The 23,058-nt window shown below is 72.0% G+C and carries 19 protein-coding genes and 3 tRNA genes; 8 read left to right on the top strand and 14 right to left on the bottom strand.

All coding sequences use genetic code 11. The features are described from left to right. Positions 1–56 precede the first annotated feature (56 nt). The 9 genes from rbsK to ACZ6YG_RS19665 are packed head-to-tail and all read right to left on the bottom strand — an operon-like array spanning position 57 to position 9,667. Complete coding sequence (gene rbsK, locus ACZ6YG_RS19705) at positions 57–953, bottom strand: ribokinase (protein ID WP_364232264.1); 897 nt, start codon at positions 951–953, stop codon at positions 57–59. Continuing rightward, positions 950–2,278, bottom strand: a complete 1,329-nt coding sequence (locus ACZ6YG_RS19700) for an ADP-ribosylglycohydrolase family protein (RefSeq protein ID WP_466018800.1) — start codon at positions 2,276–2,278, stop codon at positions 950–952. The genes rbsK and ACZ6YG_RS19700 overlap by 4 nt, the downstream gene beginning before the upstream one ends. Beyond that, positions 2,275–3,417: an ADP-ribosylglycohydrolase family protein gene (locus ACZ6YG_RS19695; protein ID WP_466018799.1), complete on the bottom strand. Its 1,143-nt coding sequence runs from the start codon at positions 3,415–3,417 to the stop codon at positions 2,275–2,277. The genes ACZ6YG_RS19700 and ACZ6YG_RS19695 overlap by 4 nt, the downstream gene beginning before the upstream one ends. After that, on the bottom strand, positions 3,414–4,382 hold the full coding sequence (locus ACZ6YG_RS19690; protein ID WP_466018798.1) for an ADP-ribosylglycohydrolase family protein: 969 nt from the start codon (positions 4,380–4,382) through the stop codon (positions 3,414–3,416). Before ACZ6YG_RS19690 ends, ACZ6YG_RS19695 begins: the two co-directional genes overlap by 4 nt. Before the next feature lie 5 nt (positions 4,383–4,387). After that, entirely contained in the window at positions 4,388–5,578 is a 1,191-nt protein-coding gene (locus ACZ6YG_RS19685; protein WP_466018797.1) for an ADP-ribosylglycohydrolase family protein, read from the bottom strand. Continuing rightward, positions 5,575–6,885: an ABC transporter substrate-binding protein gene (locus tag ACZ6YG_RS19680; RefSeq protein WP_148030725.1), complete on the bottom strand. Its 1,311-nt coding sequence runs from the start codon at positions 6,883–6,885 to the stop codon at positions 5,575–5,577. The genes ACZ6YG_RS19685 and ACZ6YG_RS19680 overlap by 4 nt, the downstream gene beginning before the upstream one ends. A gap of 9 nt (positions 6,886–6,894) precedes the next feature. Continuing rightward, entirely contained in the window at positions 6,895–7,713 is an 819-nt protein-coding gene (locus ACZ6YG_RS19675) for a carbohydrate ABC transporter permease (RefSeq protein WP_148030724.1), read from the bottom strand. Continuing rightward, the gene (locus ACZ6YG_RS19670; RefSeq protein WP_466018796.1) at positions 7,710–8,621 is read right to left on the bottom strand and encodes a carbohydrate ABC transporter permease; all 912 of its coding nucleotides are present in this window, start codon (positions 8,619–8,621) and stop codon (positions 7,710–7,712) included. Before ACZ6YG_RS19670 ends, ACZ6YG_RS19675 begins: the two co-directional genes overlap by 4 nt. Further along, complete coding sequence (locus ACZ6YG_RS19665; protein WP_466018795.1) at positions 8,618–9,667, bottom strand: LacI family DNA-binding transcriptional regulator; 1,050 nt, start codon at positions 9,665–9,667, stop codon at positions 8,618–8,620. Before ACZ6YG_RS19665 ends, ACZ6YG_RS19670 begins: the two co-directional genes overlap by 4 nt. A 563-nt stretch (positions 9,668–10,230) precedes the next feature. Here ACZ6YG_RS19665 and mihF point away from each other — a divergent pair. Further along, positions 10,231–10,536 (top strand): integration host factor, actinobacterial type, encoded by a 306-nt coding sequence (gene mihF, locus ACZ6YG_RS19660; protein WP_101784984.1) that lies wholly within the window; start codon positions 10,231–10,233, stop codon positions 10,534–10,536. Positions 10,537–10,886: 350 nt separating this feature from the next. On the opposite strand, the gene ACZ6YG_RS19655 is transcribed toward mihF, so the two are convergent. Then, positions 10,887–11,534: a response regulator transcription factor gene (locus tag ACZ6YG_RS19655; RefSeq protein WP_148030722.1), complete on the bottom strand. Its 648-nt coding sequence runs from the start codon at positions 11,532–11,534 to the stop codon at positions 10,887–10,889. After that, positions 11,525–12,772 carry a sensor histidine kinase gene (locus tag ACZ6YG_RS19650; RefSeq protein WP_148030721.1) on the bottom strand — a complete coding sequence of 416 codons (1,248 nt, stop codon included), beginning with the start codon at positions 12,770–12,772 and terminating at the stop codon, positions 11,525–11,527. Before ACZ6YG_RS19650 ends, ACZ6YG_RS19655 begins: the two co-directional genes overlap by 10 nt. Before the next feature lie 187 nt (positions 12,773–12,959). On the opposite strand from ACZ6YG_RS19650, the gene ACZ6YG_RS19645 reads away from it, so the two are divergent. The 3 genes from ACZ6YG_RS19645 to ACZ6YG_RS19635 are packed head-to-tail and all read left to right on the top strand — an operon-like array spanning position 12,960 to position 17,269. After that, entirely contained in the window at positions 12,960–14,231 is a 1,272-nt protein-coding gene (locus tag ACZ6YG_RS19645) for an acyltransferase family protein (RefSeq protein WP_466018794.1), read from the top strand. A 6-nt stretch (positions 14,232–14,237) separates the two neighbouring features. Next, entirely contained in the window at positions 14,238–14,741 is a 504-nt protein-coding gene (locus tag ACZ6YG_RS19640; protein WP_148030719.1) for a GNAT family N-acetyltransferase, read from the top strand. Positions 14,742–14,770: 29 nt separating this feature from the next. After that, complete coding sequence (locus ACZ6YG_RS19635) at positions 14,771–17,269, top strand: DEAD/DEAH box helicase (protein WP_148030718.1); 2,499 nt, start codon at positions 14,771–14,773, stop codon at positions 17,267–17,269. On the opposite strand, the gene ACZ6YG_RS19630 is transcribed toward ACZ6YG_RS19635, so the two are convergent. The 3 genes from ACZ6YG_RS19630 to dusB all read right to left on the bottom strand — a co-directional run bounded on the left by ACZ6YG_RS19630 (position 17,266) and on the right by dusB (position 19,724). Beyond that, a complete protein-coding gene (locus ACZ6YG_RS19630; protein WP_148030717.1) occupies positions 17,266–17,727 on the bottom strand; it encodes a GNAT family N-acetyltransferase in 462 nt (153 codons plus the stop codon). The genes ACZ6YG_RS19635 and ACZ6YG_RS19630 overlap by 4 nt on opposite strands. 272 nt (positions 17,728–17,999) lie before the next feature. Further along, positions 18,000–18,563: a hypothetical protein gene (locus ACZ6YG_RS19625; RefSeq protein WP_148030716.1), complete on the bottom strand. Its 564-nt coding sequence runs from the start codon at positions 18,561–18,563 to the stop codon at positions 18,000–18,002. Positions 18,564–18,614: 51 nt separating this feature from the next. Then, positions 18,615–19,724: a tRNA dihydrouridine synthase DusB gene (dusB, locus tag ACZ6YG_RS19620; protein ID WP_466018793.1), complete on the bottom strand. Its 1,110-nt coding sequence runs from the start codon at positions 19,722–19,724 to the stop codon at positions 18,615–18,617. 89 nt (positions 19,725–19,813) lie between these two features. On the opposite strand from dusB, the gene ACZ6YG_RS19615 reads away from it, so the two are divergent. The 4 genes from ACZ6YG_RS19615 (at position 19,814) to ACZ6YG_RS19600 (ending at position 22,976) form a co-directional block, all read left to right on the top strand. Then, positions 19,814–19,885 (top strand) — tRNA-Gly (locus ACZ6YG_RS19615). 14 nt (positions 19,886–19,899) lie between these two features. Next, positions 19,900–19,970: transfer RNA gene (locus ACZ6YG_RS19610), tRNA-Cys, on the top strand. A gap of 4 nt (positions 19,971–19,974) precedes the next feature. After that, positions 19,975–20,049: transfer RNA gene (locus tag ACZ6YG_RS19605), tRNA-Val, on the top strand. Between the two features lie 173 nt (positions 20,050–20,222). Then, on the top strand, positions 20,223–22,976 hold the full coding sequence (locus tag ACZ6YG_RS19600; protein ID WP_466018792.1) for a heparinase II/III family protein: 2,754 nt from the start codon (positions 20,223–20,225) through the stop codon (positions 22,974–22,976). The last annotated feature ends 82 nt before the right edge of the window (positions 22,977–23,058 follow it).

Raw genomic sequence — 23,058 nt, 5'->3', positions numbered from 1 at the left:
CCGTGCCCTCACCTCATGGTTCGATGCGGGCGGGCCCGGATCCGATGGGGCCGGCGTCAGCCGGGCGCGGCGGCGAGCTCGGCGTCGATCTCGGCGCGGAGCGGCATCGAGGTGGACGCCCCCTCGCGCCGCACGGAAAGCGCCGCCGCCGCCGCGGCGAAGCGGAGAGCCTCCGCCGCAGGACGCCCTTCGGCGCGGGCCACCGCGAGCGCCCCGGCGAACGTGTCGCCCGCCGCCGTGGTGTCGACCGCCTTGACCGGTACGGCGGGCACGTGGAGCCGCTCCCCCGCGCGCGAGCCGTACAGCGCGCCCTGGGAGCCGAGCGTGATGACCGCCTCCTCGACCCGTTCGAGCAGCTTGTCCAGGGCGGCGCCGGGGTCGGCGGCGCCGGTGATGCCGGCGGCCTCGTGCTCGTTGGGCAGCAGCAGGGTGACCGCGTCCAGCAGGGCCTCGGGCAGCGGCTGCGCGGGGGCGGGGGTGAGGATGACGGGCACGCCGGCCTCGCGGGCGGCGCGGGCGGCGGCGGTGACGGCCGGCATCGGCAGCTCCAGCTGGAGCAGCAGCGCCCGCGAGGCGGCGATGACGGCGCGCTCGGCCGCGGTGGGGCCGGTGACGGTGCCGTTCGCGCCGGGGACGACGATGATCGAGTTGCCGCCCTCGTCGTCGACCACGATGTGCGCGATGCCGCTCACGCCGGGCGCCCGGCGCAGCAGCCCGACGTCGACGCCCGCCCCGGCGAGGGTGTCGCGCATCTCGGCGCCGAAGGCGTCCTCGCCGACCGCGCCCAGGAACGTCACCGGAGCGCCCGCGCGGGCGGCGGCGATGGCCTGGTTGGCGCCCTTGCCGCCGGGCACGGTGCGGAAGTCGCGCCCGGTCACGGTCTCGCCCAGCTTGGGCGCGCGGCCGACGTAGGCGACCAGGTCCATGTTGGCGCTGCCGAAGACGGTGATCACGGGTGCATCAACTCCTGGGTGCGGCGGGCCAGCTGTTCCAGGCCGACGCCGTCGAAGCCGGTCAGGCTGCTGGCCAGGCTGTCGCGCAGCGCCCACTCGCTGGGGACGCCGCCGTTCAGCGCGCCGGCGATGGAGCCCGCGGTGGCGCCGGCGGAGTCGGTGTCCCAGCCTCCGGCGACGGCTCCGGCGACGGTGGCGGTGAAGTCGCCGCTGCCGTGCACGAGGGCGGCGGCGATGAGGGCGGCGTTGTTGATCGTGTGCACCCAGTGCAGGTCGCCGTGCCGCTCGTGCAGCAGGTCGACGACGCGCTCGAAGTCGTCCTCGCGGGCGGCGTCCTCGGCAGCCTGCCGGACCGCCCGGTGCAGCCGGGATCGGGGCGGCACCACCGACAGCCCTGCCTCGACGACCTCCTCGGCGGAGCCGGCGACCATCGAGGAGGCGCACATGGCGGCCGCGAACATGGCGCCGTAGAGTCCGTTGGCGGTGTGCGTGAGCCGGGCGTCCCGCCAGGCGTACTCGGCGGCGGTGCCGGGATCGCCCGGGTTGACCCACCCGTACACGTCCGCCCTGATCAGCGCGCCGATCCACTCCCTGAACGGGTTGCGGCGGGTGGCGGTCCGCGGAGGCTCGACGCCGTCGAGGAGGTTGCGGTACGCGACGCGCTCGGCGGTGAACGTGCGCCCGGCGGGCAGCTCGTCGAGCCAGAGCCTGGCCACGTCGTCGGTGGAGAACCCGCGGCCGTGCCGTTCGAGCACGGACAGGGCGAGCAGCGGGTAGTTGAGGTCGTCGTCCTCGGGGATGCCGTCGATGTTCTCGGCCAGGGAGTTGACGGCGCTGCGCCGGTTCCACGGCCACCGCGCGGCCACCTCGTCCGGCAGGCCCTCGGCGGTGAACCAGCCGCGGATCGGCCAGTTGTCGGTGGCCTCGGCGATCTCCCTGATGCCCGTACGCGGGATCTTCTCGACCGGCTTGCCGAGCACGCACCCGGCGGCGCGGCCCTGCCAGGCGCCCAGCACCCGGTCGTGGGCCGCGACGACGCCGCGCGCGGGCCGCGGCCAGCCGGGGCAGGCGGCGATGATCGCGAGCAGGTCGCCGGGCTCGTCGAGCGGCGACGGGAGGGCGGCCAGCTCGTCCAGAAGCTCCTCGGCGAGCGGGCGCAGCGCCCGCGCGCCGGGCTCGGACGCGCCGGCGCGGGGCGGGGCGTCGTGCCCGCCGGCGGCGTGCCAGCGCTTGGCGACCAGCGTGGCGTCCCTGCCGTCCTCGGCGGCCTGCCTCAGCTCGTGGCCGACCAGGTCCTCGGGCTGGACCCAGGTGAGCCGGATCATCGATCCTCCAGGAGCGCGGCGAACGCGGCCTCATGGGCGCGGCGCCGGGCCACGTCGCCGGCGTGCACGCGGCGGGCGACGGCGGCGAGGGCGCGGCCGGGCGCCACCAGGTCGGTGCGGCTGGCGATGCCCACCCGCTCGATCCACTCCTGCGGGACCGCGCCGAGGCCACCGAGCGCGCCGGCGATGGCGCCGCCCATGGAGGCGATGGAGTCGGCGTCGCGGCCGTAGTTGACGCCGCCCAGCACCGTCTCCCGGTAGTCGCCCTTGGCGATCACCAGGAAGGCCAGGGCCAGCGGCAGCTCTTCGATGCTGTGCACGCGGCTCGGCCTGCGGGCGCCGAGGCCCTGGTCGCGGTAGGTGTCGGCGACCGTGTCGTAGGGCCGCACGGCGGTGCGCAGCGCCTCGAACGAACCGTCCCAGTGGCCGAGCCCGCGAGCCGTCTCGCACACGGCCTCGATGGCGGCGCGGGTGCCGTCCTTGGCCAGCCGGATACAGGAGGCGACGACCGAGTCGGCGGTGGCGCCCGGCCGCATCGCCTCGGCCACCGCCGCCGCCATCACCCCGGCGGCCTCGCGGCCGTAGCTGGACTGGTGCGCGCCGGTCAGGTCGACGGCCTCGGCGTAGGCGGCGTCGGGGTCGCCCGCGTTGACGACGCCGACGGGGGCCACGTACATGGCGGCGCCGCAGTTGACGATGTTGCCGGTGCCGGCCTCGCGCGGGTCGGCGTGGCCGTAGTGGAGGCGGGCGACGATCCACTTCTCGGCCAGGAAGATCCGCTGCAGCGGCAGCGCCTCGGCCTCCAGCTCGGGGATCCACTGACGCTCGGCCATCAGCTCGGGCACCATGTGCTCGGCCATCGCGTACGCGTCGAGGTGGCCGCGCGCCTTCTCGTACACGCGGATGAGCGCGTGCGTCATGAGCGTGTCGTCGGTGATGTGGCCGTCGCCCTTGTGGTACGGGGCGATGGGGCGGGCGTTGCGCCAGTCGTCGTTGAACGGCGGCACGATGCCCTCGACCCGGCCGCCGTAGCGTTCCACGATCTGCTCGGGGGTCCAGCCCTCGGTCGCGCCGCCCAGCGCGTCACCGACCGCCGCCCCCGCCACGCAGCCAGTCGCCCTGTCTTCAAGCGGCGTCATGAGAGTCCTTTCAGAAGTTCGATGAGATCTTTGCCCGCCAGCTCCGGCAGGCAACAGCCGGCGAGCGTGCGGGCCGGTGTGATCCACCCCTCCGGGATCGCACCGTACCCCCCGCAGGCCCCCGTGAGCGCGCCCGTGAGCGCGGGGGCCGAGTCGGCCAGCGCGGCCAGGCACGCGGCGGCGGGCACGGCCCGGCCGAGCTCGCCGTCCGACGCCTCGGTCAGGGCGAGCGCGGCGGGCACGGTCAGCGCGGCGCCCACCCCGTAGCTGTAGACATGGTCGAGCAGGGCCGCGTCCAGCGCGGGCACCGCGCCGAACGGGTCGCCCGCCGCGCGGGCGGCGGCCAGCGCCAGGCGGGCGTTGTGCCCGATGGCGGTGTCCTCCGGCAGTACGGCGAGCGCGGCGCCGACGGCCTCGGCCGCCGAGCCGGTGGCGACGGCCTCGGCCACGGCGGCGGCGACGGCGCGGGCCCCGAGCAGGCCGTCTCCGGCGTTGGTGACCTGGGCGTCCTCGTCCGGTGCCGCGCCGCGCAGGCCGTAGGCGACGGCTCTCACGGCGGCGGCGTCGTCGAAATGGTGCGGGTTGTCGTGGCCGCTGGCGGGCGGCTCGACGCCTCTGGCCAGGTTGTCCAGGGCGGTGGCGACCGAGACGCGGGCTCTGATGTCGTCGCGGCCGACGAGCGCCCGGAACGCGTCGGCGCGCGGCGTGTCCATGGTGAGCAGCGTCCAGGCGAGCCATTCCGCGTCGTCGGACGGGCCGACGGCCAGCGGCGCGGTCGGCTGGTTGAGCGCGAACGGCACCGGCAGCGTGGTGAGCCTGTGCTCCTCGGCGAAGGCGTCCAGCTCCCGGTGGAGTCTGCGGCTCCACGGGGCGTGCAGCGCGGCCCGATGCCTGGCCGCGGGCCAGCCCGCGGCGTCTCCCACGGCGAGCCCGATGACGGCTCCCGCGATCCTGTCCCCCGACATGCGTCCTACAGCCCTTCCATCCGCTCGTCGCCGGCATCCGGCCCCGCCGTTCCGCCTCCGGCCGCATCCGCGGATCCGCCCGGCCCCGCCGGAGGCCGTCCAGCCGCACCGGCAGATCCCGCCGGGCGGGGAAGTGCCGCCGATCCCGGCGTACCCGCGGATTCCGTCGTGGTTCCCCCGGGAGGCCCCGATCCCGCCGGGTTCTCGCCGGCGCGGCCGGGTCGCGTCGCCCGGGTGCTCGCGGTTGCGTGAGCGGTGGCGAGGTCGTCAGCGACGTCCCGTATGTCCCGGCCCGCTACGACCGGCAGGCACTTCCCGGTGGCGGGGCCGATCCTGGCCGCCCAGCGCGCGGGCACGCCGCGCTCGCCCCGCGACGCGCCCGCGACGGCGCCCGCGATGGCGCCGATGGTGTCGGCGTCCCTGCCCAGGCTCACCCCGAAGGTGACGGACTCCTCCACGTCGCCCGCGCCGTACAGGTAGGCGGCCAGAGCCAGCGCCACGGCCTCGGGGGCGACGTCGGTCCACGGGTAGTGCCTGACCACGACGGCCTCGTGCAGCGCCACGGCCGGGTCGGCGGCGCCGAGGGCGGCGCGGGCGCGGATGATGTTCCTGGCCGTCCACGAGTCGGCGGGCACCGCCGACAGCGCCGCCTCCACCGCGTCGGACGGATCGGCCCCGGCCATCGCGGCGGCGACGGCCGCGGCGACCGCGCGGCCGCCGAGTATGCCTTCGCCCGACTGGCTGACCCGCCCGTCCTCGGTCACGAGCCGGGCCGCCTCCGCCGGGTCCCCCGGGCAGAACACCCCGTACGGGGCGGCCCGCATGGCGAGCCCGTCGGACCACCCGTGCTGGTGGACCAGCCCGGTCAGCGGCGGCTCCAGCCCGCGCCGCAGCGCCTGGACGGTGCCGAGCTCGGAGAACCCGGCCCCGCGCATCGGCCCGGTCACGGCCGGGATCACCCGCTCCCGGTACGCGGCCGCGACCAGCGCGGACGTCAGCCCGTGCCCGTGCTCGGCCAGCAGCCCGGCGGCGAAGATCGCGTACTCGGTGTCGTCGGTGCCGCCGCCCTCGATCTCGGTGAGCCGCCCCCAGCGGTGGCGGATCTCCGCCGGGGTGAGGTTCTCGGCGGGCGCCCCGAGGGCGTCGCCGGCCGCCAGGCCGAGCAGACACCCCCGGGCCCTGTCGCGATACGTCACCGCTGATACCGCTCCAGCACGTCGTTGCCCTCCTCGACGAGCCGCTTGGCCGCCTCGTCCAGGGTGACCTTGTTGGCGAAGAACTCCTGCAGCACCGGCGTCGCCACCTTGCTCTTCCACTCGTCGTAGCCGTTCACCTTGAGGAACGGCGCCACCACGAGGTCCTTGGCGGAGGCGGTGGCGACGTCCCAGCCGTCCTCCTGGCCGGTGATCGACGGGTCGGAGGCGGCCTCCTGCGAGGTCGGCAGCAGCCAGTCGCCCTTGGCGAGGCGGGCCTGGTTCTTGCCGTTCAGGAAGAACGACATGAACTGGATGGCCTGCTCCTGGTGCTCGCTGTCGGCCGACACCGACAGGGTCTGCGACACCGCGCCCTGGTTGGAGGTGGTGCCCTTGAGCGGCGGCAGCGTCACCCACTCGAAGCCATCGGGGGCCTGCTCGGCCACCTGCTGGCGCAGGTAGACGCCGACCGGGAGCATCGCGTACTTGTCGGCGAAGAAGCCGGGCAGCGGGTCGGCGGTGCCCATGCCGAGCGCCGCCGGGTCGGCCGTCTTGTCCTTGTAGAGCTGGTCGTGGATGCGCTGCAGGACCGCCTTCTCCTCGGGGCCGACCTTGACGGTGGTCTTGCCGCCGGCGGTCTGGAAGAAGGTGCCGTCGAAGTTCAGCGCCAGGTTGAGCACCTTGTTGACCGGCGACTTCATCGGCCAGGCGACGCCGTACGTGTCGCCCTTGGTGAGCTTCTTGCTCGCGTCGGCGAACTCGTTCCACGTCCACGGCTCCGCGGGCGTGGGCATGCGCACCCCGGCCTCGGTGAGCAGCTTCTTGTTGGCGATGATGACCTGCGACTCCTGGAGGAACGGCACGCCGAACACGCCCTGGTTGCCGCTGCCGTCGTCGAAGGTGACGGTGTCCCAGGCGGCCTGCGGGATGTCGTTCTGCAGGGAGGCGGGCAGCTTGTCCTTCAGGTCGAGCAGGTAGCCCTTGGACGCGAAGCCGGCCAGCGCGGGCGAGTCGTCGTGGAAGACGTCCGGCGCGTCCCCGCCCTCGAACGAGGTGACGAGCTGGTCGTTGACGTTGTCCCAGCTGCCCTGGACGTAGGTGACCTGGATCTCCGGGTTGGCCTTGTTCCACTCCTCGACGATCGCCTTGTTGGCCTCCACCGACTCCTTCTGCCAGGCGAGGCTGAGGAAGTCCAGCTTGACCGGTTCGCCCGACCCGCCCGAGGAGTCGCCGGTGTCCCCGCCGCCGCTGCCGCACGCGGCGGCCAGCGCGACGACCGCCACCGCCGCCAACGCGGATTTGATACGCATCTGAGCCTCCTAGCCCTTCACAGCGCCGGCCATCAGGCCGGACCTGAGCCGTCGCTGGATGATTGCGAAAAAGATCAAGCTCGGGATCGTCGCCATCAGCGACGCCGCGGCCAGCGGGCCGAGCCTTGCCACTCCCTCGGGGCCGGTGAACCGCACCAGCGTCAGCGGGAGCGTCATCACGTCCGGGTCCTTCAGGACCACGAGCGCGAACAGGAACTCGTTCCACGACGAGATGAACGAGAACAGCAGCGTCGCCACCACGCCCGGCGCCAGCAGCGGGGCGACCACCTTGACGATCGCCCGCATCCGGCCGGCGCCGTCCACCGCCGCGGCCTCCTCCAGCTCGCGCGGCACCGAGCGCACGTACCCCTGGAGCATCCACAGCGCGAACGGCAGCGTGAACGTCACGTGCACCGCCACCAGCCCGGCCAGCGTGTTGACCAGGTCGAGCTCCCGCATGACCATGAACAGCGGGATGATGATCAGGATGAACGGGAACACCTGGCTGACCAGCACCCATCCGAGCGCGATCCGCTTCAGCACGCCCTGGTAGCGGGCGAGCGCGTACGCGGCGGGCAGCGCGACCGCCACGGTCAGGAACGCGCTGGCCAGCGCCACGACGAGGCTGCGCAGCCCGGCCCCGACCAGGTCCTGCTCGCCGAACGCGGCGGCGAAGTTGGCCAGCGTCGGCTCCCGGGGGATCCAGGCGGGGTCCAGGCTGGCCATCTCCTGCGGCGTCTTCAGCGCCGTCGACAGCAGCCAGACCAGCGGGAAGCCCAGGAAGACCAGGTAGACCAGCAGCGCCGCGTACTGGGGGATCCTTCTCATGACGCCTCCCTCAGCTGCCGCCACAGGTAGACGCCGAGCAGGGCGAGCACGACGACCACGATGGCGACGCCGAGCGCGGCCGCGTAGCCGAAGAAGCCGTAGCGGAACGCCTCCTCGTACGCGAACAGCATCGGCAGCCGCGTCCGCCCGCCGGGCCCGCCCTGGGTGAGCACGTAGACCAGGCTGAACTGGTTGAAGTTCCACACGAAGTCGAGCGAGGTGATGGCCACGATGACCGGGCGGAGCTGGGGCAGCGTGATGTTCCAGAACCGGCTCCAGGTGCCCGCCCCGTCCATCGCGCCCGCCTCGTACAGCTCCCTCGGGACGGTCTGCAGGCCCGCCAGCAGCACCACCGTGGTCTGCGGCATGCCGCTCCAGACGCCCATGACGATGACGGCGGGCAGCGCCCAGGTGAAGTCGGCCAGCCAGTTGATGTCGGTGCCGAGCGTGCTGTTCACGATGCCGGCGTCGGGGTGGTAGACCAGCCGCCACATCAGGCCGATCACCACGGGCGGCATCGCCCACGGCACCATGGCCAGCACCCGGGCCACGCCGCGCAGCGCCAGCCGCTCGTTGAGCAGCAGGGCCAGCCCCAGCGAGGCGAGGAACTGCAGCGCGGTCACCGAGACCGCCCAGATCATCCCGACCTGCATGGACTGCCAGAAGTCGTCGTCGCCGAGCAGCGCGGCGAAGTTGTCCAGGCCGGCGAAGCTGGTGACGTGGTTCCTGCCGGACTCGGCGTCGGTGAACGCCAGCGAGATCCCGTACAGCAGCGGCCCGACGCTGAAGATCAGCACCGGCACGAGCGCGGGCAGCAGGAGCACCCACATCTCGCGGTTCTGGCGCGGCCCGCGCCCACTCCGCCGGCGACCGGCGGGCGGCGCGGGCCGCGTCGCCGTGGCCGTCACGGCGTCCCCCTCTCCGCGCCGGGCGCCTGGTACGGTGCGGGCTCCTCCCCCGTCGTCGAAGCCCGTACCGCGAGGCGCGGCGGCACGGTCACCCTGCGGGGCTCCCTGTCGCCGTTCTTCAGCCGGTCGACCAGCAGCTCGGCGGCGGCCTTGCCACGTTCGGCCGACCCCAGCGAGACGCTGGTGAGCGACGGCCAGGAGGCCGCCGCCAGGTCGGTGTCGTCCATGCCGGCCACCGCCACGTCGTCCGGCACCCGCCGCCCGGCCGCGCGCAGCACGTCCAGCGCGCCGAGCGCGATCAGGTCGTTGGCGCACATCAGCGCGTCGACGTCGGGCCGCCGCTCCAGCAGCGCCGCGACGGCCCTGCCGCCCTCGGCGCGGTAGAAGTCGCCGATCTCGACCAGCTCCTCGTCGTACGGCATCCCGAGATCTTCCAGCGCCTCCCGGTACGCGGCCCCGCGTGCGGCGCCGGGCACCGTGTCGGTCGGGCCGTTGACCATGCCGATCGTGCGGCGGCCGAGCCGGTAGAGGTGGTCGATGGCCAGCTTCACGCCGGTGCGCGAGTCGGCCCTGACGTTGTCCACAGGCGTGCCCTCCGGCACCGACCCGATGATCACCACCGGGGCGCGGGCCGCGGCCAGCATGTCCAGGTGCTGCTCGGTGACGCGCAGCGGGCTCATGATCAGCCCGTCCACGTACCGCTCCCCCAGGCTGTGCAGCACGTCGATCTCGTCGGCCACCACCGCGTCCGTGGAGTGCAGGACGAGGCGGTAGCCGGCGGACTTGAGCACCGGCTGGATCTGGCGCAACATGGCGAGGTAGGCCGGGTTGCCGACGTCGGCCATGGCGAAGGCGACCTGGTGGGTGCGGCGGGACTTCAGGGAGCGGGCGACGGCGTTGCGCACATATCCGAGCTCCTCGGCGGCGGCCATCACCTTCCGCACGGTCTCCTGCCGGGTGGGCAGGCCGTTGAGCACCCGCGACACCGAGGCGATGGAGACACCGGCGCGCTCGGCGATCGTGGTGATCGTGGGTCCGTCGGCCAAGGCTGTCCCTTCCATGTACGTAAACGATTTCAGCAAAGAGACTGTAAACGTTTACTGCGTGTGCGCCATGTAACCCGCCCGCCACGTCCCCGGTCAAGTCACGATCCCATCACGCGCGACACGCCCGGAAAACAGGAGTGTGATGAAAACCACGCTTCAGGGGCAAAACCGGGCCTCGGGGGCATGACGCACCGGGTGCGCGGGCCGAGCGGGACGATCATCAGATGGCGGGCGTCCCGGACCGGCGGGCGGCACCCGCGCGAGCCTCCGCCCGGAGTCCGAATCCGAGGGCGTCATGCCTGGTCAAAGGCCCTTTCGGCACCATCTGACGCCGTATCCCGGCACCTCGGGGCTACGGTGAGTCGTAAAGCGTGGCCGGTGGCGCGGTCGTCCGCGGCGGCGCGCCCGGGTGGGAGACGCCGTGCGGCGGAGCGGCCGCCACGGCCCCGCGGACACGTTGAGCGGCGCTTTCCGCTACACGAACCGCTGGTATCCGCCATGATTAGCCACTGCACTACGGGTAACAGAATCCCCGATCGTTAACTCCCCGAGGAGAACTACTGATGGCACTTCCTACTCTCACCCCCGAGCAGCGCAAGGCGGCGCTGGAGAAGGCCGCGGAGGCCCGTGCCGCCCGCACCGCCCTGCTGGCGAAGGTCAAGGCGGGCGAGCTGTCGTTCTCGCAGCTGCTCGAGCGCGACGACGACATCGCCAAGAAGATCAAGGTGTCGCAGGCCCTGCGCGCCGTGAAGGGCGTCGGCCCGGCCAAGGCCACCGCTCTGATGGAGGAGGCCGGCGTCGACGAGAAGCGCCGCCTCGGCGGCCTGGGCGCCCAGCAGCGCAAGAAGCTGGTCGAAGCGCTCGGCTGACCACCGGGCGGCCAGGTCCGCGCGATGCCCGCGCGGACCGGCCGGCGACACCGGGATCGGCCGGCACCGAGGGATGCCGGCCGTCGCACGAAGGGGATGACCGGGCCGAGTGGGGGCTGACGGGCGGATGTCACCGCCCCGAGGCGGGCCCGGTTCCGGCTGGCGCGACCAACGGGCACGCCAGCTGCTCCGGCCCTCGCCGGGGCAGGCCCGGCGGTCGGCACGGCCGCCCGCCGCACCGGCACGACCACCGCCCAGGGCGGCCCCGGGTCGCGCCGCGGGGATGACACGCGCTCAGGAGCCGCGCGGCAGAGCGACGCGCTCAGGCGCGCGTCATCATCACAGCGCGCTCAGGACCGCAGATAGGCCAGGACGGCCAGGACCCGGCGATGCTGGTCGCTGTCGTCGGCGTAGAGGCCGAGCTTGCTGAAGATGCTCCTGATGTGCTTCTCCACGGCCCCGTCGCTGATGACGAGCTGCCTGCCGATGGCGGGGTTGGACTTCCCCTCCGCCATCAGGCCCAGCACCTCGCGCTCGCGCGGGGTGAGCGAGGCGAGCGGGTCGTCCCTGCGCCTGCGCACCATCAACTGCGACACCACCTGCGGGTCGAACACGGTCCCGCCCGCGGCGACCCGCCGCAGGCCCTCCAGGAACTCCTCCACGTCGACGACCCGGTCCTTCAGCAGGTAACCCACCGCGCCCCTGGCGTCGGCGAGCAGGTCGTCGGCGTACGACACCTCGACGTACTGCGACAGGATGAGCACCGGCGCCCCCGGCACCAGCTCCCTGGCCCGCACGGCGGCGCGCAGCCCCTCGTCGGTGAAGCTCGGCGGCATCCGCACGTCCACCACCGACACGTCCGGCCGGTGGGCGGCCACGGCCTCGACGAGGGCGTCACCGTCGCCGACGGTCGCCACCACCTCGCAGCCGAACTCCTCGAGCAGCCTGACCAGGCCCTCCCTGATCAGCACGGCGTCATCGGCCACGACTACACGCACGGCACCTCCGCTACGATCACCGTCGGCCCGCCTTCCGGCGAGCTCACCGCGAGCTCCCCGTCGACGGCGCGGAGCCGGTCGGCCAGCCCGGCGAGACCGTGTCCCTTGGCGACGTGCGCGCCGCCGACCCCATCATCCCCGATGCTCAGCACCAGGCGATCACCGGTGTGCACCAGCCGGATGGTGCAATGGGATGCCCGGCTGTGCTTGGCCACGTTGGTGAGCGACTCGGCGACGACGAAGTAGACCGCGTTCTCGACCGCGGCGTCGTACCGGCCGGTGGCCCGCACGTCCAGGTCGACGGGGACGGTGCAGCGGCCGGCGAGGGCGGCCAGGGCGGGCGCGAGCCCGCGGTCGGACAGGACGGGCGGGGCGATGCCGCGCGACAGGGCGCGCAGCTCGTCGAGCGTCTCTCGGGTCGAGGTGATCGCGGACCTGATCGTCGCCTGGGCGGCCTCGGGGTCCTTGTCGAGCTGCCGCTGCGCCCGCGACAGCTCCATGGCCAGCGACACCAGCCGCTGCTGGGGGCCGTCGTGGATGTCGCGCTCCAGCTTGCGCAGCGCGTTGGCCTCGGCGGAGACCGCGGCGGCGCGGCCCTCGGCCAGGTCGTCGATGCGCTCCTGCAGCTCGGCCACGCCGGTGAGCAGCACCCGGCCGAGACCGGCGCGCAGCAGCGAGGAGCCGCGCACCACGAACGGCATGATCAGCAGGAACAGGAACCCCAGCGTCACGTAGAAGACCAGGTTGACCAGGTAGCCGTCGCCCAGGCCGAGCAGCTCGGGCAGCTCGACGTTGCCCGGGATGCGCGAGGTGACCAGGCCGTAGATCGGATAGGTCAGACCGGCCAGGGGCACCGCCCAGAAGACCGTGGTGAGCACGAACGACACCAGCGCGAGCGGGAAGTTCACGATGGCGTGCAGCAGGTCGAGCCAGGACTGGCCGCTGGTGAGCGGGTTGATGATCCGGCGGAAGCGGCCGGCGCCCGGCGGCGGCGCCTTGTAGCGGGGGCGTACGGGCGGGCGTTTGAGCACGTCGGAGAGCCAGCCGCGCTCCGCGTCGGCGAACAGGCGGGCGGCCAGCATCGTCCCGGCCAGCACCGGCACGCCGATCCACACGACCATGCCGCCGAGGCCCGCGGCCAGCCCGGCGATCGAGATCACGAAGGCGAGCGCCGTCGCGGGGAACCCCACGAGCGTGTAGCGGGTGTCCAGCAGAACCCGCCTTGTCAGGGAGCGCATGCCCCAAACGCTAAGGCCCTCGCGTGCCCTTTTCGACCCGGTCTGCCGGTGTCAGGGGGTGGGGACAGCCCTACCCCCGGCGGTCCTGCCGGCCTGCCCGGAAGACGGTGGCGCGCGTCAGTGTGCCCGGGAGCCGCGGACGGAAGCCTTGAACCCATCGTTCCCCCGATGAATCGAGGCATCCCCGATGACCGTCCTGCTGGAGCGGCCGCGCACCGCGCCGCCCGCCGCACGCGATCCGTTCATCGACGTCCTGCGGGTGCTCGGCATGGCGCTGGTGGTGCTGCAGCACTGGACCATCCCGGTGCTCGGCTACGACGGCGCCCGGCTGACCACCGGCAACGCGCTGGCCACGCCGGGCGTGTGGGTGGTGACGTGGATCAGCCAGGTGATGCCGCTGGTGTTCTTCGCGGGCGGGGCGGCGAACGCGATCAGCTTCCGCCGCTCCGCCGCCGGCGGGCCGCGCTGGCTGACGGGCCGGCTGCGGCGGCTGGCCTGGCCGCTGCTGCCGCTCGCCGCGGTCTGGATCCCGCTGCCGCACCTGCTGCTCGCGCTGGGCGTGCCCGAGCAGCCGCTGCAGGTGGGGGCCCGGCTGACGGGCCAGCTGCTGTGGTTCCTCGCCGTCTACCTGATCGCCGTGGTCGCGACCCCGTACCTGCTGGGCCTGCACGAGCGGTACGGTGCGCGCGTGCCGATGGCGCTGGCCGCCGGGGCGGTGCTGACGGACGTGGCCCGGTTCGCGTCCGGGATCGACGCGGCCGGCTACCTGAACGTGGTCTTCGTGTGGCTGGCGGTGCACCAGCTCGGGTTCCTGTACGCGGACGGGCGGCTGAAGCGGCCGGGCCTGATGGCGGCCTGCGGGTACGGGGCGGCGGCGCTGCTGGTCGCGTTCGGCCCGTACCCGGGCAGCATGATCGGGCTGCCCGGCGCCGAGACCTCGAACATGGCGCCGCCCACGCTGGCGATCATGGCCGTCGGGTTCGGGCAGGTGGGGCTGGCCGTCCTGCTGCGGGAGCGGATCCTGCGGCTGCCGCTGCGCCGCCTGCTCGCCTGGGCGGGGCCGCGGATGATGACCGCGTACCTGTGGCACATGCCGGCGCTGTTCGCGGTGACGGGCGTGGTCGTGGTGGGGCTGGGCGTGCGCACGCCCGAACCCGGCGGCGGGGACTGGTTCGCGGGGTGGCCGCTCTGGTTCGGGCTGCTGTGCCTGGTGCTGTGGCCGCTGATGCGGTGGTTCGCCCGGTACGAGGAGCCGCCCGCGTTCGCGTACGGGATCGCCGACTGGGGCATCGCGCTGGCGGCGGCCGCGCTGGTCGGCGGCGGGCTGCTGACGCTGACCGTCGCGGGGTTCGCCCCGGGGGCGGCGCCGGTGGCGGCGGTCGCGGCGATCGCGGGCGGGCTGTGGCTGACGAGGGTGAGCGCGCCGAAACGCGACCGTCATCTCGCCGGGGCAGAATGACACGCCATGACGACCATCCGCCCGCCGGTCGAGTCCGATCTGCCCGCCGTCGCCGCGGTCTATGCCCACTACGTCACCGAGACCGTCGCCACCTTCGACGAGACGCCGCCGACCGTGGACGAGTGGCGGGCGAAGGCGGCGGCGATCACCGGGGCGGGGCTGCCGTTCCTGGTGGCCGAGGAGGACGGCGAGGTGCTCGGGTTCGCCTACGCAACCCGCTACCGGCCCAAGCCCGCCTACCGGCACACGCTGGAGGACACCGTCTACCTCGCGCCCGGGGCGACCGGGCGCGGGCTCGGCGGGATGCTGCTGGCCGAGCTGATCGCCGCCGCCCGGCAGGCCGGCGCACACCAGCTCGTCGCGGTCGTCGCGGGCAGCGGCGACGAGACGGCGTCGCTCAACCTGCACGCCGCCTTCGGGTTCGTGGAGGCGGGCCGGCTGCGCCGGGTGGGGTTCAAACACGGCCGCTGGATCGACACCACGCTGCTCCAACTCGGCCTGGGGTCCTAGCATCCCGCAGACTTCGGCAGGATAGAGGTGTGAGCCTTCTCATCGACCGCCTGCCCGACGAGATCGACGCCGATCCCGACACCATCTACGAAGCGTTCGCCTCCTGGAACGCCGAGAGGGGGCTCACGCTCTATCCCGCCCAGGAGGAGGCGCTGATCGAGGTGGTCTCGGGCAGCAACCTGATCCTGGCCACCCCCACCGGCTCCGGCAAGAGCCTGGTCGCCGCCGGCGCCCACTTCACCGCCCTGACCCGCGACCAGCGGACCTTCTACACCGCGCCCATCAAGGCGCTGGTGTCGGAGAAGTTCTTCGACCTGTGCGCCGTCTTCGGCACCGAGAACGTCGGCATGATGACCGGCGACGCCAGCGTCAACCCGGGCGCGCCGATCATCTGCTGCACCGCCGAGATCCTGGCCAACGTGGCGCTGCGCGACGGCGCCAGGGCCGACATCGGCCAGGTGGTGATGGACGAGTTCCACTTCTACGCCGAGCCCGACCGCGGCTGGGCCTGGCAGGTGCCGCTGCTGGAGCTGCCGCACGTGCAGTTCGTCCTGATGTCGGCGACGCTCGGCGACGTGTCCATGTTCGAGCGCGACCTGACCCGGCGCACCGGCCGCCCGACGGCCGTGGTCAAGAACGCCGAGCGGCCCGTCCCGCTGGTCTACTCCTACCGGATGACACCGCTGCACGAGACGCTCGAGGAGATGCTGTCCACCTCCCAGGCCCCCGTCTACGTGGTCCACTTCACGCAGGCGGCCGCCATGGAGCGGGCCCAGTCGCTGATGAGCATCAACATGTGCACCAAGGCCGAGAAGGAAGCGATCGCCACGATGATCGGCGGCTTCCGGTTCACCACGCGCTTCGGCCGCGCCCTGTCGAGGCTGGTCCGCCACGGCATCGGCGTCCACCACGCGGGCATGCTGCCCAAGTACCGGCGGCTGGTCGAGCGGCTGGCCCAGGCAGGGCTGCTCAAGGTCATCTGCGGCACCGACACGCTCGGCGTCGGCGTCAACGTGCCGATCCGCACGGTGCTGTTCACCGCGCTGTCCAAGTACGACGGCAACAAGGTGCGGCGGCTGCGCGCCCGCGAGTTCCACCAGATCGCCGGCCGGGCGGGCCGCGCCGGGTTCGACACCATCGGTTACGTCGCCTGCCAGGCCCCCGAGCACGACATCGAGAACGCCCGCGCGCTGGCCAAGATCGGCGACGACCCGAAGCGGCGGCGCGGCTACGCCCGCAAGAAGCCGCCGGAGGGGTTCGTCGGCTGGAGCGAGGAGACGTTCCAGAAGCTCCAGCAGGCCGAGCCCGAGCCGCTCCAGTCCCGGTTCAAGGTGAGCAACGCGATGCTGCTGGCCGTCATCAACCGGCCCGGCGACTGCTTCCAGGCGATGAAGCACCTGCTGACCGACAACCACGAAGACCGCAAGTGGCAGCGGCGGCACATCAGCCAGGCCATCGCGATCTACCGGTCGCTGCTGGCCGGCGGCGTCGTCGAGCAGCTCCGCGAGCCCGACGAGCAGGGCCGCCGCGCCCGGCTGACCATCGAGCTGCAGGAGGACTTCGCGCTCAACCAGGCGCTGTCGACGTTCGCGCTGGCCGCCTTCGAGCTGCTCGACCGCGAGTCGCCCGGTTACGCCCTCGACATGGTGTCGATCGTCGAGTCCATCCTGGACGACCCGCGCCAGATCCTGTCGGCCCAGCTGAAGAAGGCGCGCGGCGAGGCCGTCGCCGAGATGAAGGCCGACGGCGTCGAGTACGAGGAGCGCATGGAGGCGCTCGCCGAGATCATGTACCCGATGCCGCTGGAGGACCTGCTGCTCGGCGCGTACGAGACCTACCGGCGCGGCCACCCGTGGGTCGGCGACTACACCGTCAGCCCCAAGTCCGTGGTCCGCGACCTGTACGAGCGGGCGATGACGTTCAGCGAGTACATCCAGTTCTACGAGCTGGCCCGCTCCGAGGGCACCGTGCTGCGCTACCTGGCCGACGCCTACCGCACGCTCTCGCGTACCGTCCCCGAGCACCTGAAGACCGAGGAGTTCGTCGACCTGATCGAGTGGCTCGGCGAGCTGGTGCGCCAGGTCGACTCCAGCCTGATCGACGAGTGGGAGAAGCTCGCCAACCCCGGCGAGGCGCTGGAGCGGCGCGACCAGCTGGAGACCAAGGTGCGCCCGGTCACCGGCAACCCTCGGGCGTTCCGGGTGCTGGTGCGCAACGCCATGTTCCGGCTCGCCGAGCTGTGCGCGCTGGAGAAGGAGGCGGAGCTGGAGGAGCTCGCTCCCGACGTCGACTGGGGCGCCGCGCTCGACGCCTACTACGACGAGCACGAGGAGATCCTCACCGACGCCGACGCCCGCGGGCCGGCGCTGCTGCGCATCGAGGAGGAGCCCGGCGTGTGGAAGGTCCGCCAGACGGTGAAGGACCCCGCGGGCGACGGCGACTGGGGCATCGACGCCCAGGTCGACCTGACGGCGTCCGACGAGGAGGGCCACGCCGTCATCCACGTGCAGGGGCTCAACCGGCTCTAGGAAGTCAGCGCCCTCGTCATGAACACGCTGTTGGGGTCGGGGCGGTAGTCCGCGAACGGCTCGCAGAAGGTGAAGCCGAATTTCTCGTACAGCCGCCGCGCCGGCAGGTAGAACTCGGCGGAGCCGGTTTCGAGGCTCAGCCGCCGGATCCCCATCCGCTCCGCCTCGGCGATGATGTGGGCGAGCAGGAAGGACGCCACGCCACCGCGCTTGCGGGCGGTGGCGGTGCGCATGGACTTGAGCTCGGCGTGTCCGGGGTCGAGCCGCTTGATCGCGCCGCAGCCGACCAGCGTGCCGTCGTCCCACACGGACCAGAACGTGATCTCGGGGCGGCGCAGGCCGTCGAGGTCGAGGGCGTGTTTGCTCTCGGGCGGCGTGGTGGACAACATCTCTCTGACGTGCTCGTCCAGGAATTTGGCGATCTCGTCGCCGGTGAGGTCGTCGACCACGATCTCCATTTGCGCCCCCTCCGCTCGCCGATTGACGGTACATCTCCCGCGTTAAGGGGATGTTTCGGCGTTTTCACGGAGGGAGACTCTCTCCCCGGGGTCCTGGGCTGGCCCCCGCGAAGAGCAGCCCCGGCTCCCGGCGGGGAAAGAAAAAGCCGTGTGCCGGAATGGACTGGCAAGGGCATTCCGGCACACGCCTGTTAATTCATAATCGCTTCACGATGTTCGGCGTCTCGTCATGACAATGTCCCAAGATCGTGACATTTCGCCTTCCGGGCCTCTCAGCAGGCGGCAATCCTGCAGATCTTGCCCAGCATCTTCTTGCTGTCCTTGATCTGCATCTTGAAGTCCGAGGTGGCGGGCTTGCTCCACTCCCCCGCGACTGTGTAGATCACCAGCGCGTTCGCGCGCCGCGTCACGATGCCGCGCTCGCCGCCGATGGCCACCCGCCTGCCGCTGTAGGCCTGGCCGGTGACGGCGATCGACTCGTCGCCGAGCTTCACCCGCTTGCCCGTGAACCGGTAGCTCTTGGTGCCGCAGGCGGAGACCGCGGAACGGATGTCCCGCATCGCCTTCTCGGCCCCGGCCTTCGAGGTGTAGAGGATCACCTGCTCGGACTTCGAGTAGTCGGGCACGGCCGTGTAGATGAGGGTCTTGGCGGCCTTCCGGCCGGACCGGGCGAGCGTCGCCCTGTCACACGGGTTGACGACGAGCCGCGCGGCGGTCCGCCCGCTCACCGCCCAGCTGTGCTCGGGGTTGTCATCCTTCTTGGCGGCCGCCTTCTCGTACAGCATGAAACCGTCGGGAATGGCGACCGCTGCGGCTAACAGGAGTATGGAGATCATGGTCCCCGATGGTACGAGCCGCCGATGCAGGGATTCTTGCAGCCCGCTTGCTCAGCCGCCGGAGACGTCGGACTCGGCGTCCTCGGGGACGACGGTGTCCCAGGCGTCGTCGAGCCAGCCTTCAGGCAGGTGGACCTTGGTCCGCTCGCCGGACTTGCCGCGCGGCGTGTCGGTGTGCGGCGGCCACGGCTGGTCAGGGTCCAGCTCGGCCAGCCCGGCGCGCAGCTCGTCGAGCGAGTCCGCCGTCGTCACCCGCCGCCGCGCCTCGGCGCCCACGGTGAAGCCCTTGAGATACCAGCCGATGTGCTTGCGGAAGTCGGCGATGGCGTAGCGCTCGGTGTCGAACGCCTCGACCATCATCGTGGCGTGCCTGGCCATCGTCCGCGCCACTTCGCCGAGTGACGGCCTGGCCCGCTCGGCGCTGCCGTCGAACGCGCTCCGCAGATCCCTGAACAGCCACGGCCTGCCGAGGCAGCCTCGGCCCACGACCACGCCGTCGCATCCCGTACGGGCGACCATCCGCAGCGCGTCGTCGGCGGACCAGATGTCGCCGTTGCCCAGCACCGGGATGTCGGGCACCGCCTCCTTGAGCCGGGCGATGGCGTCCCAGTCGGCCGTCCCGCCGTAGTGCTGGAGCGCGGTGCGCGCGTGCAGCGCCACCGCCGCGACGCCCTCCTCGGCCGCGATGCGGCCGGCGTCGAGGTAGGTGAGGTGGTCGTCGTCGATGCCCGTCCGCATCTTCATGGTGACGGGCAGCGGTCCCGCGTTCGCCACCGCCGCACGCAGGATCCGCCGCAGCAGGTTGCGCTTGTACGGGAGCGCGGAGCCGCCGCCCCGCCTGGTGACCTTGGGTACGGGGCAGCCGAAGTTGAGGTCGACGTGGTCGGCCAGGTCTTCCTCGGCGACCATCTTGACCGCCCGGCCCACCGTCACCGGGTCGACCCCGTAGAGCTGGAGGCTCCTGGGCCGCTCCGGCTCGGCGAAGCGGATCATCTTCATGGTCTTGGCGTTCCGCTCCACCAGGGCGCGGGAGGTGATCATCTCGCACACGAACAGCCCGCCGCCCTGCTCGCGGCAGAGCACCCGGAACGGCGCGTTCGTGATGCCCGCCATCGGCGCCAGCACCACCGGCGGCCACACCTCGATCGGCCCAATCTTCATCCTTGAAGTTGTAGCGCAGGTCCGGCGGGAAGCGGTATTCGCACGGGTGAGGCGGGGCGGCGGGAAATTCGCTAGAGTAGTCGGGCAACGCGGAAGTGGCTCAGTGGTAGAGCATCACCTTGCCAAGGTGAGGGTCGCGGGTTCGAATCCCGTCTTCCGCTCGGACAGGTTGCCCGGTGGAGTGGCCGAGAGGCGAGGCAGCGGCCTGCAAAGCCGTGCACGCGGGTTCAAATCCCGTCTCCACCTCGACGGACGATTAGCTCAGCGGGAGAGCGCTTCCCTGACACGGAAGAGGTCACTGGTTCAATCCCAGTATCGTCCACCATCTCCACGAAGCCCCCGGACCACCCGGGGGCTTCCGCATGTACGGACCATGGTCAAGTCCGCGAGCCCCGGGGTGTTCCGAGGGCCGGGGAGCGTCGGCATACCGGCGACATACCGGGCGCTCGTACTCTTGCGCGGGTGCGTTTTCACAGGTGCTGGACCAGAACCGCTGCCGTGTTGCTCCTCGGCGCTCCCCTGCTCGTGACGGTTTCCCCCGCCGAGGCGAGACCCCTGTCGGACAGGAGTTTCTTCGGCGAGTGGAAGAACGGCGCCTGGGTCGCGGGGTCGCGGTTGTCGTACACAGAGCCGGGACTGACGGCCATGCAGAACGCGGTCAAGGCCGGCGACCATGCCCTGGCCAAACGGCGGTTGCTCGAATATTTCCGGACCCGTCCGCCGATCTCGGCCGGGACCTTCTCCCACCCCGACTGGCCGGGAGCCGTGGAACTGACCGCGGACCACATCTGGACGCTCGCCGGCGGCGAGGTCTACATCGACACGCTGACGGTCGGCCCCGCCGAGACCACGGTCACCACCGACGTGACGAGCAGCGTCACCGGCGGCCGGAGCGGCTTCTTCCTGATGAGCCGGTACAAGGACGCGGTCGTCGCGAACTTCCACAGCAGGAGCAAGGGAGAGGGCAAGCCCACCCTCCGGCTGACCTTCACCGACGGCTCGGCGAAGACCCTGGTGCCTACCGACGACACCCACATCTGGGCGGGCCACCCGGGCAACGTCTACGGCGACAAGTACCTGCTGCGGGTCGCCGACCAGGGCAAGGGCCCGTTCACGGCCGCGACGAGCAAGGCCTACTTGCAGTTCGACCTCGACGGGCTGCCCAAGGTGAAGAAGGCCGAGCTGACGCTGACCGGCAAGGCGGACGCCAGGAAACAGGTCATGCTGTTCGGCAACGGCGAATCCTTCGACGAGGACACCCGTACCTGGAACAACACCGTGCAGTACACCTACTCCTGGCAGGGCGACCCCGACGGTTTCGACTGGAAGCAGCCGGCCGGCGCCGACAAGGAGTACTACGTCCAGCTCCCCCGCTTCTACTTCGCGGGGCCGCTGGCCGCCGCCTACCAGCGCACCGGCGACGAGAAGCACGCCCGCGCCCTCATCGGCATCATGACCGACTTCATCAAGGACGCCGACGCCTACGACTCCGACGAGGGCGCCGGCTCGTACCCGAACAGCCTCTCCGTGGCGCGCCGCATCCAGAACTGGATCCCCGCGTACGAGATCCTGCGCAAGAGCCCGTCGCTGACCCCCGAGGCCAACGCCGAGATCCTCAAGGCGTTCAACAGGGCTGGCCTGCATCTGCAGGAGAGCACCCAGGGCGCGCCGAACTGGAGGCAGACCCAGAAGGTCGTGCTGCTGCACCTCGCGGTGTACTTCCCCGAGTTCCGCGTGGCGGACAAGTGGCGCGCCGACGCTCTCGGTTTCCTGGAGGGGCAGCTCGACGACTCGACCTACCCCGACGGCGGCTACTGGGAGGCGACGGACGGGTACGCCCGCGGTTACGCCTCCCAGTACGTGGACATCGCCCTGTTCATGCGCCAGCACGGGATCGAGTTCAGCTCCGCCACCAAGGGCAAGCTGCGCAAGCTGGCCCGTTTCCTGATGGATCAGACCTTCCCCAGCGGCTACAACGCCATGTACGGCGACAGCGACACGAAGGACATGCGCTCGACGCTGAGAAGGCTGGGCGAACTGCTGGGCGACCAGGAGCTGATCTACGTCGGCACCTCGGGCGGCTCGGGGCGAAAGCCCGCGCACACCTCGTCGCTGTATCCCGACACCCGGGTGGCGGTCAGCAGGTCCGGCTGGCACGCCCAGGACTCGTACCTGCGGCTGAACATCGACCGGGGCAACCACAGTCACCCGGACGAGCTGGCGGTCACCGTCTACGCCCACGGCAGGCCGCTGCTGCCCGACATGGGGACGTTCACCTACAGCCAGGACCCGCGGGCGGAATGGCTGAGGAAGAGCACGGAAGCGCACAACACCATCGAGATCGACAACAAGGCGCAGGATTCGAAGGCTCCGGGGGCGATCACGCACATGGTCACCAACCCGGTCTTCGACCGGATCGGAGCCCACAGCGAAGCCTCCGCCGGGGCGCTCCACGAACGGTCCATCCTGGCCCTGCACTCGGGCCTGTGGCTGGTCTCCGACCGGTTGAAGCCCAAGAGCGGCGGAGCGCACCGCTACGAGCAGAACTGGCACTTCGCCTCGGACGCCGAGCCCTCGCTGCGGTCCGGTTCGAAGGCGGCGGCCACGGCCTTCGGTACGGGCGCGAACATCACCGTGGTGCCCGCCGACCCGGGCCAGGTCAGCGCCTCGCTGCGGGCCGGTTACCACGCTCCGTACATGTACCAGGTGCAGGACGCCAAGTACGCGTCGTACGTCAAGACGGTCACGGGCGGGACCACCTTCGACACCCTCCTGCTGCCCTCCACCGGAGCTGCGGACCCATCGGTCGCCGTAAAACGCCTCCCCGTCAGCGGCGCCACGCCGTTCGAGGCGACCGCGCTGAACCTGAACCTGGGCGCGCGCGGCGAGGGGGTGTACTACAAGTCCTGGAACAAGCAGGCGTCCCGGTCGTTCGGGCCGTACGACTACGACGGGAAGATGTTCTACACCGAGACCGGCGCCGCGGGTCAGACGGTCGTGATGATGAGCGGCACGTCCATCGAGCATGACGGCGCCACCCTGGTCAAGTCGCCCGTCGAGGTGCCGGACCTGGCCGTGCGCGTCGGGACCGACGGCACCGTCCGCATCGACGGCAGCGGCCTGACCGCGAGTACCGACCAGGCGCGCGCCATCGCGATCGCCGCGCCGGGGGCCACGAAGGTGGTCCTGAACGGCACGCAGGTGCCCTTCACCCGTGACGGCGCACTCATCTACGCGGCGGCCGTCGCGTGACGACGGGTTCGGCCGGGCATGCCCTCATGGCGGGCGAGTGGGCCGCGGCCGCGCGGCTCAGGCGGGCCGGTGACCCGGGCCG

The sequence above is a fragment of the Nonomuraea sp. NPDC054003 genome (genome assembly GCF_055585125.1).
The sequence above is the reverse complement of the archived record's forward strand: the minus strand, read 5'-3'. Positions and strand labels throughout refer to the sequence as shown.

Coding starts and splice junctions, on each gene's coding strand:
- ACZ6YG_RS19640 (WP_148030719.1), top strand. CDS start 14,238: ATGACGACCATCCGCCCGCCGGTCGAGTCCGATCTGCCCGCCGTCGCC.
- ACZ6YG_RS19700 (WP_466018800.1), bottom strand. CDS start 2,278: ATGATCCGGCTCACCTGGGTCCAGCCCGAGGACCTGGTCGGCCACGAG.
- ACZ6YG_RS19630 (WP_148030717.1), bottom strand. CDS start 17,727: ATGGAGATCGTGGTCGACGACCTCACCGGCGACGAGATCGCCAAATTC.
- ACZ6YG_RS19675 (WP_148030724.1), bottom strand. CDS start 7,713: ATGAGAAGGATCCCCCAGTACGCGGCGCTGCTGGTCTACCTGGTCTTC.
- dusB (WP_466018793.1), bottom strand. CDS start 19,724: ATGAAGATTGGGCCGATCGAGGTGTGGCCGCCGGTGGTGCTGGCGCCG.
- ACZ6YG_RS19645 (WP_466018794.1), top strand. CDS start 12,960: ATGACCGTCCTGCTGGAGCGGCCGCGCACCGCGCCGCCCGCCGCACGC.
- ACZ6YG_RS19650 (WP_148030721.1), bottom strand. CDS start 12,772: ATGCGCTCCCTGACAAGGCGGGTTCTGCTGGACACCCGCTACACGCTC.
- ACZ6YG_RS19680 (WP_148030725.1), bottom strand. CDS start 6,885: ATGCGTATCAAATCCGCGTTGGCGGCGGTGGCGGTCGTCGCGCTGGCC.
- ACZ6YG_RS19695 (WP_466018799.1), bottom strand. CDS start 3,417: ATGACGCCGCTTGAAGACAGGGCGACTGGCTGCGTGGCGGGGGCGGCG.
- ACZ6YG_RS19690 (WP_466018798.1), bottom strand. CDS start 4,382: ATGTCGGGGGACAGGATCGCGGGAGCCGTCATCGGGCTCGCCGTGGGA.
- ACZ6YG_RS19625 (WP_148030716.1), bottom strand. CDS start 18,563: ATGATCTCCATACTCCTGTTAGCCGCAGCGGTCGCCATTCCCGACGGT.
- mihF (WP_101784984.1), top strand. CDS start 10,231: ATGGCACTTCCTACTCTCACCCCCGAGCAGCGCAAGGCGGCGCTGGAG.